Source organism: Halosolutus gelatinilyticus, assembly GCF_023028105.1.
In the GTDB taxonomy this organism is placed as follows: Archaea; Halobacteriota; Halobacteria; order Halobacteriales; family Natrialbaceae; genus Halosolutus; species Halosolutus gelatinilyticus.
The window spans coordinates 28,430-40,912 of the sequence record NZ_CP095493.1 but is presented as its reverse complement, the minus strand read 5'-3'; the positions used below and the strand labels follow the sequence as shown (position 1 = coordinate 40,912).

Below are 12,483 nucleotides of genomic sequence, written 5' to 3'. Positions count from 1 at the left end.
ACGACGACACCAGCCATCACCGATCACCGACACTCGGGAATCGACGCCCAGTATCGTCCAGTTCGCCGAACCTCACCGATCCGACACGTGGTGTGAAGTGAGACACCGGACTTCCGGTGAAACGTGCCAGCCGAGCCCGGACGTCGCGACGCATTCGGGCCTCAAATAGATCGGCAGCGATCGTGTCGAAATTCTATCGATTCTATTTGGAATCAGTAGTTAGTCCGCATAGAATACCGACTGACCGATCCCCGATCGGATCGACGATCGGCCTATCGGGAACACGGCGATTCGACGGGCGATCGACGACTGCGATGAGACCGTCTCTTCGCCAGCCGCAACAAAGACGTCTACTCGTCGGCTACGACGAAGACTCGTATCGGCTACAACGAAGGCATCTCCTCTTCGACTACAACGAAGCCGTCTCCTCGTCGGTTGCGACGGGACCGTCCGTTCGGCATCCACACGACGGCGGGACACCGGGCTTCCGATGAAAACCGGCGGATCGCACACCGGGTTTCCGATGACCTCACCGGCACTGGCTCCGCTCGAGCGCGAATGCGGACGACTACGTCACAAATCGACCGCCTTCACCGAATTTCTGGTGAAACCGGCATCCGTGGACGGCTTCGGGACACCGGGTTTCTGGTGAACGAACTCGGATCGCGGAGCAGGAGTCGTCGACATCGCGAAGCGAGAGATCTTGTCGACGATCGGAGGACAGGTCGCGCAAAGACCGTCGGTAACGGGAAGCGAGGATACGAAGGGGGAGTGAGGACACGACCGGGTATAGAACGAGTAGCAAACACGAGAGGAAATATTGATTGCAAGTCGAACACGTAGGCCGTGGGGTCACGAACGTGAGGTCACGAATCGGCGGGTTCGGATTGGACCGTCTCCACCAGGACTTTCCGAACGACGTCCGGATCTTCGAGAAGTTGGTGCTCGGTGTAGCTGCCCTCCGCGCTGCCGCCGCTCTGACGGGACTGTTCGATAATGTCGAGGAACGCGTGTTCCTTCAGGAGGTCACGAACGCGACGGAGGGAAAGTGAATCCGACCCCTCCTGCCGACAGATCTCCTCGTACACGTCGTAGATGCGCGTCGTCCTGAAGCCGTCCTCGTTCGGGGTGTTCAGCGAGAGCACGGCCAGTGCCTGCAACACGTACCGGGAGTGTGGCGTCGAACCGCGGATGAGCTCCCGGAACCGATCCGTCTCGGCCCGTTCCCGCGCCTGAACGACGAACTCCTCGCGAACGCGATCGCTGCCGTTCGACTGGGCGATCTCCCCGGCGTACCGGAGGATGTCGATCGCCTTCCGCGCGTCCCCGTGTTCCCGCGCGGCGAGCGCGGCCGCGCGAGGAATTACTGACGGATCGAGTACGCCGTCTTTGAACGCATCGCTGCGCGCCTCCATGATGTCTCGGAGCTGATTCGCGTCGTACGGCGGAAAGACGAACTCCCGCTCGCAGAGGCTCGATTTGACCCGCTCGTCCATTCGATCCTTGTACTTGATCTTGTTACTGATTCCGATGACGCCGATCTTGCAGTGGTCGAGTTTGCCCGCCTCGCCCGCCCGCGAGAGTTGCATCAGAATGTCGTCGTCGTCGAGTTTGTCGACCTCATCCAGGATTATCAGGACGACATCGTACTGCGAATCGAGGACGTTCCAGAGCCGTTTGTAGTACGTCGACGTACTCAATCCCTTGTCCGGAATCTTGACGTCGGTGACGTCCGAATCGTTCAGCGAGTACGCGATCGTCTGGACGGCCTGCGTTTCGGTGCTGTCCTGAGCGCAGTCGACGTAGGCGAAATCCGCGGTGACGCCCTCTTCTTTCGCCACGCGGATGAGCCGCTCGGAAATGTGCTTTGCACAGAGGGATTTGCCGGTCCCGGTCTTCCCGTAGATGAGCAGATTGCTCGGACTCTGGCCGAAAATCGCCGGATTGACCGCGTTCGCGAGATCGGAGATCTCGTCGTCCCGGCCGACGATGCGACCTTCCTCGGGCAGATGATTGATCTCGAGCAGCTCCTTGTTTTCGAATATCGGATCATCTCGAGTGAAGAGATCGTCGCCGGAACTCGACATAGTTGTAGACACCACGTTTCCGGTGAAACGTCTTTACTGTTTGGTATCGAAACTCCGGAACCGGTGAGCAGGTGAAATTCACCCGAGAGATGGCTTCTCGAGAAGACTGGAGGCGTTTCGATCGGCGATGGGAGAAGTGGAGGACACACACACCGAGTTTCCGGTGAAATGGGGGTGAAGGTGGGGATGGTGCAGTTGAAGCGGGGGTTGCGGTTCACCGGAAATGCGGTGTGGGCCGATCAGATCGTTCGAGGATCAACACAGATGCTAGAGGGATGACTCAACCGAACTCTGTGATCGGTTCGATCGAACTCTACAATCGGCTCAATTGGGCCCCAAAACGGTCCAAAGAAAGATTCAAAGAAGCGGTCTACCGAGCGATCGATTCGGGAAACCAGTGCGGGGAGGCTAATTCGAGGTGATCTTTTGCTTGAGTAGACAAGGCGATTTCCGGTGAAGACAGCTGTCGACAGAGTCGACTTTCTTTTTGTCGATCTACTCAATGGACTTTTTGCGCTGCTAGTATTTAGTGTTGACTATGACTGTGCGCAATGGCTGACCGGTGTTACGATCGGTGGCGTTCGCAGCCAGTACCATGGTTGAAACCGGTCATACCGCGGTTAGGACCGGTCAGGAGCCGCCCATGACCAGTAGATCACCTCATCGTTCTGCGGTCACGCGTTGCTGTGTTCACGTGTTTCACCGGAAACCCGGTGTGCGTGTCTTCCGTTCGAAGGGCATTCCGTCTTCAGTTCGATTCGATCATTCAATAGGTCCGATCACCCCCTTCCAGCACTCCTGTTCCGGCTTTCTCTATTTTTCCTGTGCTTTTGGCCCCTCCTCTTTCAGACCCCTTCATCTTTTTCAGACGCCGTCTTCGTTTTCCGGAGAGTTCGCCCTCATCGCCTCACTCCGCTCTCACTATCCTCTCCAAGAGAGATCCCTTTCCTGGTTTCACCGGAAACTTGGTGTGTGTGTGTGTGACCGCCGTTATTGGTCGGCGTTTCACGTCGAAAATGCGGCGTTCACCGGAAATACGGTGTGTCTCTACTGGAGGCTCTCCTTCTCTGATCTACCATGAGCCGATCGAGCGTTCGTCAACACCAGTGGAGCGTTCGCCGGCGTCAGCACCGTCGATCGTCGTACCGTCAGTACCATCGATCTTCGCATCGAGTAGCGCGTTCGCGTATTTCTCCGAGGAATTCGCGACGTTTTCACCCCTCACCAGCTCACTCTACAAGCATTTTCACCGGAAATACGGTGTGGGATGTCACCGGCCCACCCATGTCTTCACCGGAAACCGGGTGTGCGAGTGCAGTCGTCTCCGATCGCAATCCAGTCCCTCTCGAAACGCGACGGCGGCGATCGGCGGCGACGAATCTACAACGTCACCGAATCTATAGCGGCATCGAAGCTCCAGTGGTATCGAAGCTACGGCGACGGGTCTCTGGTGGGTAAAGCGGTCCGATTCACCGGAAACCCGGTGTGGTCGGACGCCAGGAATCGGTCGAGCCAGGATCACTGGATTTCGGGCCGCCGATGTCGAGGGGCTCCACTGCTAGACTTCGGTAGCTGAATCCGGTAGGTAGCTGAATCCAGTGTATCGATCGATCGGCGGCACGCAGACGATCGACACGCTGTCGGAGGCGTCCAATCGGCCGTCGGGATCGTCCCTCGCTGTCGATAACTTCCGCTCTACGGAGTTCTTCCTAGTACAACTCTGAAGTTCTCCATAGTGGATCAATACTAGTACAGGTGTTAATAAGTGCTGAGTTCAATAATAGTATAGTTCGAGTTCGTGACCACAGTTGTGGCACTGCGTATCCTTTCCCTGGAGTCTGTGGGTATCCCCGTCGACGTTAATACCCGGGCCGGGCGGGACGGCAGTGTTAACAATGGTGTCACATTCTGGACATCCAATGTCAACCCCTGATCGGTTCGCACGAGACATGTCCCCAACGTAGTCGTGGTCCCCCAATAGTTATAGTAAGCGTACGGTATTCACCCGGCAGATCTCTCGTCGCTCGCCGTCCGGAACGACGCGATTTCTCCCCTGAAACCGATCGACGAATCGCTTAATCCGCCACCTACTTCGCTCTCGACGTCCCGAGTTCGCCCCCGACAGTCTACTTCCGTTCCTCGTCTCCTCCACCGCGAGAATTCCGTCTTGAGGTTCACCTCCGGTTACCGATCGGCGGGTACTACGATCGGCGGATACTACGCTTACCGATCGACGAGCACCGTTCGACGGCGCTGCGTTCACAGTTCGGCTACTCTCACTGTTCGATCGGGCGATTTCGCTACCGTGAGGTTCGCTTTCACTACGGTCACTGTCGCGCGTCTGTAGAAAATCGATCTCTCGAACACCCGTTACCAGCGCGGTTCCTTTCACAACGGCGGGTTTCTCGTCCGAGTTCACACGGTGTACGTCACGTCTTCGAAGTCGAAAAATGCGGTTTCGTATCCATCGTGACGCGACACCTGAGGCGGCGAATCGACGGTAATCGTGATCTCGTCGCCGCGTTCGAGCCGCTCGGTTCCGGTCCCGTAGTGGTGACCGAACTCGTGGTCCAGCGTTTCGACAAGCGGCGTTTCGAGGAGGGCGGTCCCTCCTCGCTCGATCCGCACGCTCAGGGCGGTAAACGGCAGAATGACATCGTTGTACGGCGTTCGCGGAAGCACGGCCAGATACGACGGCTCGTCGGTAAACCGATCGCCGTCGGTCAGCACGGCGAACAATTTTGCGTCCGCACTCCGCTTGCCCCCGAGTACGTCGCCCGAGAGTTCGTCGACCGGCGGCCCACGAGACGTCGGCGCGGGTCCGGGATCGTGCTTCCCGCCGGCGTGTTCGTGATCGTCGTGACCATCGTGTTCACCGTCACCGTGACCGCCGTCGCCGTGGTCGCCGTCGCCGTGATCGCCGTGTGTCATAAGCGGAAGCGCACCGGGTTCGCCGCGGCGATCCTCGTCAATCGGTTCGATATCGATGTCGTGGACGTGGGCCGGGTCGAAGTCGAATTCAACCGAGAGCGTCTCGGCGGAGTCGAGACGCCCCTCCAACGCTCCGGTTCGAGCGGCGCCGACGGGACCGAGACGAACGCGCGCCGTGTAATTCCCCGCTTCGGGGAGGGGAACGTTGTCACCGTAGTGAAAGCCCATCCGCTGGGAGAGCATGGGCCACGGCGAGCTACCGACGCCGTCGATCGGCTCGTCGTCCCGGAGGATTTCGAGCTGCATGTCCACCGGAAGGACGGTGTCCGTCTCGACGTCCCACGGCGTGAACATGAGGTGGAGGCTGTCGTCGGTTTCAACGTCGACCATGCTCCCGCCCTCGCCCGGAATCCAGAACCGGTGTGGAATCGTGTAGGTCACCTCGAGGGCGTAATCACCTTTGTGCGCACTCCCGTAACTGCCCATTCCTTCGCTCCCTGCGGGCAGGTAGACGGCGTCGGGTCGATCTTCGACGAGCGGCGGATTCGACCAGGCGGATCGCTCTTCGAAACCGAGTCGCTCGAGACAGCCAGCGAATCCCGCGCCGATCGCGACGGCCGATCCACGGAGAAATCCCCGACGGTGCATCATCCGAGGGTTCGAGACGGACGGCGAAACGCCTGTCGATTCGTCGGTGTCGCAGGCCTCGATCGATCGCTGCGAACACCATCGAACCGGGCGATCGCGTCGAACACCGCCGAATCGGGCGATCGCTGCGAATACTGCCGAACGACGCCGTTCGGGAACCGAACCAACGGACATTTGATCACGGACTCCCGCATTCTACGTATGGAACGGCGGACGTATCTACGATCGATCGGGGCTGCCGGTGTCGCCGGCCTCGCCGGATGTCTCGGCGACGCATTCGGCGTCGGCTCCGACGAGACAGTGCTCGACCCTCCGGAGGAGAACCGCGGCGATCCATCACACTCAGTTCACGGGGAGGAGTTCCCGTCCTTTTCGCTACCGGATCCGCTGACCGGCGAAACCGTTTCGCTCGAGGACTTCGTCGGCGAGCGGGCGTTTTTGATGACGTACTTCTTCACTTCCTGTCCGAACGGCGCCTGTCCGGCGCTGCTCTTGCGGCTCCGCCGCGTCCAGGAGGACGCCGCCCAGCGGGGGTACGAGGACGACGTGGGATTGCTCGCGATGACGTTCGATCCCGATCGAGATACGCCGGAGGCGATCGAACAGTACGCCCACGAGCAAGGTGTCGATCTCGAGGCGGGTAACTGGCACTTCCTGCGACCCGAGAGTAACGAAGCGGCCAAGCAACTCCTCGAGGAGGACTTCGGCATGCCGATCAAGCAGGTCGAGGAACTGCCCGCGAGCAGCGACGGTGCGAAGACTGACAGCAGCGAGGAGAGCAACAGCGGCGACGAGGGCCACGGAGACCACGCGGGGAACGAAAGCGACGGCGAGCACGCGGGGAACGAGAGTCACGAGGGTCAAGCCGGGAACGAGAGCCACGAAGACAACGCGGGGAACGAGACTGACCACCAAACCCACGACCACGGCGAGTACACGTTCACTCACTACAACCTGATCATGCTCGTCAACGAGGACGGGATCGTCGAGCGAGCGTATCCGAACGCGTTCGACGATCGCGAGGCGGTCAGCGTCGAAACGATCGTCGAGGACACCAGGCGGGTGGTGGAGGGATAGCGATGCGCCGCCGAGACGTCCTCGCCGGGATCGGCAGCGCGGGCGTGGTCGTCGGTGGCGGAGCTATCGCAGCGTTCGGATTTCCGTCGATCGGGGACGACCCCGCGTCGGGGTCGACCGAGGGAGATACGTCCGAAAACACCGGTGACGAGCCGATCGAGATCGAGACGGTCGACGCGCCGGGGAGCGAAGCCGGCACGGTGCTCGTTCCCGCGCCGGATCGCCCGACGTTTGTCGACATCTTCGGGACGTGGTGTCCGCCCTGCGTCAAGCAGATGCCCGCCCTCGCCGAGGCGAACGATCGAATCGGCGACGAGGTCCTGTTCGTTTCGGTCACGAGCGAGTCGATCGGCGAGAACCGATCGATCTCCGAGGCCGAACTCGTCGACTGGTGGGACGACCACGGCGGAAACTGGACGCTCGGCCTCGATTCGCGGGCCGAACTGACGGCCCGATACTGGCAGGGCGGCTATCCGTCCGCGGTCGCGATCGACGCCAGCGGAACGGTTCGGTGGGGTGACTCTGGGATCAAGTCGGCGGACGAACTCGTCACGGGAATCGAACAGGCGATCAAAGCGGACGGGGACTCCGAGGCCGATACGTAATGGTCGCGGGGGCGTTCTCGCCGTCGATCGGGGCCGATCCGTCGGTACTGACCTCGATCGCGTTCGCGCTCACGGCCGGCGTCGTGACCTTCTTTTCACCGTGCGCGTACCCGTTGCTACCCGGATACGTCGGGTATTACGTGAGCCAGACGGACGGCCAGGACGCATCTCTCGGGGGCGCCGTCAGTCGCGGCCTGATCGCCGGAGTCGGCGTTCTCCTGACCTTTCTCGCGCTCTTCGGCGCCGCGTTCTGGGTCGGACACGCAACGCTGTCGAACATCACTCTCTTCGAACCGATCGCCGGGATGCTCCTGCTCGTTTTCGGCATGCTCGTCGTGTTCGATCGCGCGCCTTCGCTGTCGTTCGCGCTTCCGAAGCGCCGATCGAGCGTCCTCGGTTTCGGGGTTTTCGGCGCTGGATACGCGCTCGCCGGCGCCGGCTGCGTCGCGCCGCTTTTCGTCGGCGTGATCGCTCGAGCGCTGTCGATGCACCCGTCGACGGGCATCCTCGTCCTCGGGACCTACGTCGGAAGCGTCGTTCTGCTCATGGTTTCGTTGACGGTTGCGGCCGGGATGGGGATCACGGCGAGTGCGGGGAAGCTCGTCGCCTACAGCGATACGCTCGAACGGATCGCCGGTGGCATCATGGTCGTCGCGGGTCTCGGACAGCTGTATTTGGCGATATTCGTCTTGGACGTGCTGTGAGGCCGATTCGGCTCGATTCCGAGCGCGTCGGGCCGGTATAGTGTCGCTTCCGGCGTCAGGCGTCCCCCTCCAGGTTCCGATGTAGCCGTCCAGTCGAATGGCGATCGCGTCGTGATCGAAGCGCGCCAGGGCCCGGCAGCCGCAGGTCCGGGACGTATCCTTTCGGACGTCGAATCCGAAGGCAACCGATGTACCAGGATCTGCTGCTCGCGACGGACGACAGTGACGGTGCTCGCCAGGCGACCGACCACGCCATCGCGCTCGCGGATCGACTCGACGCGACCCTGCACGTTCTCTCGGTCACCGACGAGGGCCCCCACAGCGCGGACAAGAGCGATAAACTCCGCTCCGACCGCGACGAAAAAGCGGCGGCGGCGGTCGATCGGGCCGCGGAAGTCGCGACCGAGAGGAACGTCGAGGTGACGACGAACGTTCGCGACGGCGTGCCCCAGGAGCAGATCGTCGAGTTCGCGGAGGCGAACCAGATCGACATGATCGTCGTGGGGACGAGCGGTCGGACCGGACTCGATCACCTCGTCGTCGGGAGCGTCGCCGAGGAGGTCGTGCGCCACGCGCCGGTTCCGGTAGTTACGGTTCGAGATCGAACCGACGAGTGATCGATCGCCAGCGGACCGGTGGCGACGTGACAACGGTAGCAACAACGACGGTGGCAGTCGCGGTCGTAATCCCGTGCTACCGACCGATACGGAACCGATAGTTAACGGATTGCGAAGGGTATTTCGGCTACCGTGTCCGTCTGGATCGGGTGCCGGAAGCAATGGGTCGTGAAACGGCGACGAGTCGTGGAGCGCCACCCGTGGGTGTCTCCGGCGGATAACTCGCCGAGTGCGACGAGGGCAACGAAGACGACGAATACAACGAATACGACGAAATTGACGATACCGATAGCAACGGCGCTCGGCCGTTCGACGGCCGATCGGACGGCGGACGAGCGATCGCGAGGTAGAGCAGTCCGATGAGCGACGGAGCCGCGACCGCCGTCGGCGACCTGCCGTACGTTCTCGTCGTCGGTGACACCGAGCCGATCGACGCGACGGCGGCGACGCTCTCGGCGGCGTTCGAACCGGAGTCGGTCGTCCGGGAATCGACCGTCGACGACGCTCTCGAGCGCCTGGAAGAGTCGACCGTCGACTGCGTCGTCTGCGGCTTCGATCCGCCCGACGCCAACGCCGAATCGGCGCTCGAACGGATCCGCGATCGAGTCCCCGAACTCCCGATCGTCGCCATCACTGAGTCGGCGGCTCGCGCGCTCGAAGCCGGCGCGTCGGACGTCGTCGGGACCGACGATCCGGATCCCCTCGTCAGTTCGCGCGTTCGAAATGCGGCCGAACGCTACCGACTCGCGTCGACGCGCGCCGATCGCCGCTACCGTGCCGTCCTCGAGAGTTCGATCGCCCTCGTCTGGGTGCTCGACGACGACGGGACGATCGACTACGTCAGCGCGGCGGTCGACGATCGGATGGGATACACGCCGGCGGAACTCGAACGAACGACGTTCTTCAGGTTGGTTCACCCCGAGGACCGGGACCGCGCCCGAGAGCTGATCGCGGATGCGGCGGCGGGACCGACCGGCGCGACGGCGACCGCGACGCTGCGGGTGGGCCACGCGGACGGAACCTGGCACGTGTACGGTCTCACGGCGGTCGATCGAACCGCCGATCCGACCGTCGCGGGCATCGTCGTGACGGTCTCGGACGCGGGCCCGGCCGCCGGAGCCGACGACGTCTTTCAGGGAGCGATCGACCGCCTCGAGGACGCGATGTTCGCGATCGGCCCGCACTGGGAGCTTCGCGTCGCCAACGAGGCGGCGGACGCGCTGTTCGTCGGTCCCCAACCGGAACCGGGAACGGTCGTCTGGGAGCTGGTCCCCGATTCGGTTCGGGCGACGTTCTCCGAGCGGTTTCGCGAGGCCGATACGTCAGGCGAAGTCGTCCGGTTCGAGACGACCTATCCGGGGGTCGACGGCCCCCTCGAAGTCGCCGTCCATCCCTCGGAGTCGGGGCTGACGGTTCGCGCGTCCGAACGGGCCGCCGATCGGACGACGGCCGATCGGGACCGACTCGCTCTTCTCGAGGGGATCGTCGACTCGTTGGACGACGGGATCGCCGTGCTCGACGGCGAGACGATCGCGTTCGCGAACCCCGCGCTCTTCGCGTTGACCGACCGACGAACGCTCGTCGGCGGCGACGTCGCCGACCTGTTCGACGCGGAGCTGGCGGCGGCGATTCGAGAGCGAGCATCGGCCCCGTTCGTCAGGTGGATGGACCCGGTGACGGGAACGATCGACGACGGAGACGACGGCCGCCCGGTCGACGTCTTCGTGACCCCGCTCGATGACGACGAGACGGATCGTGACCGGACGCTCTGCGTCGTCCGGGACCGCCGTCGATCGCCGGCCGCGGCCGTCTCTACCCTGGAAGGACTGATTTCGGCTATCCGGGAGGCCGAGACGCAGTCGACCGTCCGCCGCGCCGTTGTGGAAGCCGTGCGAACGTTCGCCGAGGCGGACGTGGTCGCCTGGTACCGGATCGAAGATGGACTGTTGCGGCCGGCGGCGGTCGCGACGTCGACGGCGGCGTACGACGGCGGACTCCCGTCGATCGAGGTGGACGACGAGCTACTGGAAACCGTCGTCGCGCCCGACGAGGTCGGCGTGTACGATCGCGAACCGATGGAACCGTTCCTCTCGCGGGCCGGGATCCGCGCGGAGCGAATTCTCTCGGCGCCGGTCGCCGATCGCGGGGTGGTCCTCGCGACCAGTACGGACCCGATGGCCTTCGACGGACTCGACCCGGCGCCGATCGAATCGTGTGCGACCCTCGGCGCGATCGGCGTGGACCTGCTGGCGACGGCGGCCCGTCGCCGCGAGGTCGACCGGGACCGATCGCGGCTCGAATCGATCGTCTCCCGTATCGATCGGGCTCGTGAACTCGTCCGCGACCTGCTTCGCGCGGACACCCGCGACGCCGTCGAACGACGGCTCGCGGAGGGACTCGTCTCGCTCGACGCGGCCGAGGAGGGGTCGATCGAGTTGGCCTGGGTCGGCGACGTCGACGTCGGAAGCGACGAGGTCACGCCGCGGACGTGGGCCGGACGAGACGGCGAATTCCTCGATTCGCTGTCGATAGCCGTCGACCCGACGGCGGACGACCCAACGGGGCGAACCGCCGCGACCCGGGAGCCGACGTTCGTCGAGAACGTCGACGCCGATCGATCGGGATGGCGCAGACTCGCTTCGGACAGCGGATTCCGGGCCGCGCTGAGCGTTCCCCTCGCGTACGATGACTTCACCGTCGGGACGGTTACGGTCTATGCGGAAAACGGCGAGGTGTTCGACGACCGGATGCAAGCGATTGTCGAGCACCTCGCGACGGTCGCCGGGTTCGCCGTCGGGGCGATCGAACGAAAGCGGGCGCTGGTGTCCGATAGCGCGACGGAACTCGAGGTCGTCTTCCGCGACGACTCGGAGCCGCTGTCGTCGATCGCCACCCGGATCGGCGAGCGGATCGACGTGCGCGCGGTCGTGCCGCGATCGTCGGGCGGATCGACGCTGTACTGCACTGTCCCAGACGCAGACGAGGAGATCGTCCGCGAAGTGGCGGCCGGTGCCGACGCGATCGATTCGGTTCGAACCCTCGGCGACGACGGCGACGAACCGCTGTACGAGCTGGTCTGTGCGAGCGAGACGGTCGCGGGAATGCTCGCCGACCACGGTGCCGTGTTGCGCTCGATCACGCCCGTCGACGACCGCGTCAGACTCGTGATCGAACTCTCGAGTACCGTCGAGGTGCGGTCGTTCGTCGGGATGCTGGATCGGGCGTACCCCGGCACCGAACTGGTCGCCCGTAGGGAAGAGGACCGATCGGCGCGATCGGCGCGGGCATTCGACGTCGAGTTCCGCGATCGCCTCTCCGAACGACAGCTCAGAACGCTGGAAACGGCCTATTACGGCGGGTTCTTCGAGTGGCCGCGAGAGAGCACCGGCGAGGAGGTCGCCTCTTCGCTCGGCGTCTCGCAGCCGACGTTCAGCCGTCACATCAGGCTCGCACAGCAGAAACTGTTCGAACTCCTGTTCGAAGAGTATCTCGATCAGGTGGATCTCGACCCCGGCTGAGTTCGGGGCTCGAGCGACCGAGGTTCGAACGAACCGGCGGATTCCAACCGATTGACCGGATTCCGGTCGACCGATCGACTGAAGCCCGACCGATCGGATCGTTCGAGGCGACGGTGACCGTCGCTCGCAGCTACCCGCCGTTTCCGACGGGTAACGAGCTATTACTTCCGCGCGTTTGGGCTCGCCGGGCGATCGCGTCCGACGCGTATCGACCGAGTATCGGCCCTGTAGGTCCGGTAACGAACCATTTATCACGGGTATTATCGCTCTTTTATTCCTGATGGTTAGTTCAGTTG

Annotated in this window: 7 protein-coding genes; 5 read left to right on the top strand and 2 right to left on the bottom strand. The window is 63.0% G+C overall.

The features are described from left to right. Positions 1 to 866: 866 nt before the first annotated feature. Both MUH00_RS21620 and MUH00_RS21615 read right to left on the bottom strand, forming a co-directional pair. Positions 867 to 2,087: a Cdc6/Cdc18 family protein gene (locus tag MUH00_RS21620; protein WP_247004923.1), complete on the bottom strand. Its 1,221-nt coding sequence runs from the start codon at positions 2,085 to 2,087 to the stop codon at positions 867 to 869. A 2,415-nt stretch (positions 2,088 to 4,502) separates the two neighbouring features. Then, a complete protein-coding gene (locus MUH00_RS21615) occupies positions 4,503 to 5,666 on the bottom strand; it encodes an iron transporter (RefSeq protein WP_247004922.1) in 1,164 nt (387 codons plus the stop codon). A gap of 201 nt (positions 5,667 to 5,867) precedes the next feature. On the opposite strand from MUH00_RS21615, the gene MUH00_RS21610 reads away from it, so the two are divergent. The 5 genes from MUH00_RS21610 to MUH00_RS21590 all read left to right on the top strand — a co-directional run bounded on the left by MUH00_RS21610 (position 5,868) and on the right by MUH00_RS21590 (position 12,187). Beyond that, a complete protein-coding gene (locus tag MUH00_RS21610; protein ID WP_247004920.1) occupies positions 5,868 to 6,743 on the top strand; it encodes an SCO family protein in 876 nt (291 codons plus the stop codon). Positions 6,744 to 6,745: 2 nt separating this feature from the next. After that, a complete protein-coding gene (locus tag MUH00_RS21605; protein ID WP_247004918.1) occupies positions 6,746 to 7,348 on the top strand; it encodes a TlpA family protein disulfide reductase in 603 nt (200 codons plus the stop codon). Further along, a complete protein-coding gene (locus MUH00_RS21600; RefSeq protein WP_247004916.1) occupies positions 7,348 to 8,052 on the top strand; it encodes a cytochrome c biogenesis CcdA family protein in 705 nt (234 codons plus the stop codon). The genes MUH00_RS21605 and MUH00_RS21600 overlap by 1 nt, the downstream gene beginning before the upstream one ends. 188 nt (positions 8,053 to 8,240) lie before the next feature. Next, positions 8,241 to 8,669, top strand: coding sequence for a universal stress protein (locus MUH00_RS21595; protein ID WP_247004914.1), 429 nt, complete (start codon positions 8,241 to 8,243; stop codon positions 8,667 to 8,669). A gap of 359 nt (positions 8,670 to 9,028) precedes the next feature. Continuing rightward, positions 9,029 to 12,187, top strand: coding sequence for a bacterio-opsin activator domain-containing protein (locus tag MUH00_RS21590; RefSeq protein WP_247004912.1), 3,159 nt, complete (start codon positions 9,029 to 9,031; stop codon positions 12,185 to 12,187). Positions 12,188 to 12,483 lie beyond the last annotated feature (296 nt).

Coding starts and splice junctions, on each gene's coding strand:
- MUH00_RS21620 (WP_247004923.1), bottom strand. CDS start 2,087: ATGTCGAGTTCCGGCGACGATCTCTTCACTCGAGATGATCCGATATTC.
- MUH00_RS21615 (WP_247004922.1), bottom strand. CDS start 5,666: ATGCACCGTCGGGGATTTCTCCGTGGATCGGCCGTCGCGATCGGCGCG.
- MUH00_RS21610 (WP_247004920.1), top strand. CDS start 5,868: ATGGAACGGCGGACGTATCTACGATCGATCGGGGCTGCCGGTGTCGCC.
- MUH00_RS21605 (WP_247004918.1), top strand. CDS start 6,746: ATGCGCCGCCGAGACGTCCTCGCCGGGATCGGCAGCGCGGGCGTGGTC.
- MUH00_RS21600 (WP_247004916.1), top strand. CDS start 7,348: ATGGTCGCGGGGGCGTTCTCGCCGTCGATCGGGGCCGATCCGTCGGTA.
- MUH00_RS21595 (WP_247004914.1), top strand. CDS start 8,241: ATGTACCAGGATCTGCTGCTCGCGACGGACGACAGTGACGGTGCTCGC.
- MUH00_RS21590 (WP_247004912.1), top strand. CDS start 9,029: ATGAGCGACGGAGCCGCGACCGCCGTCGGCGACCTGCCGTACGTTCTC.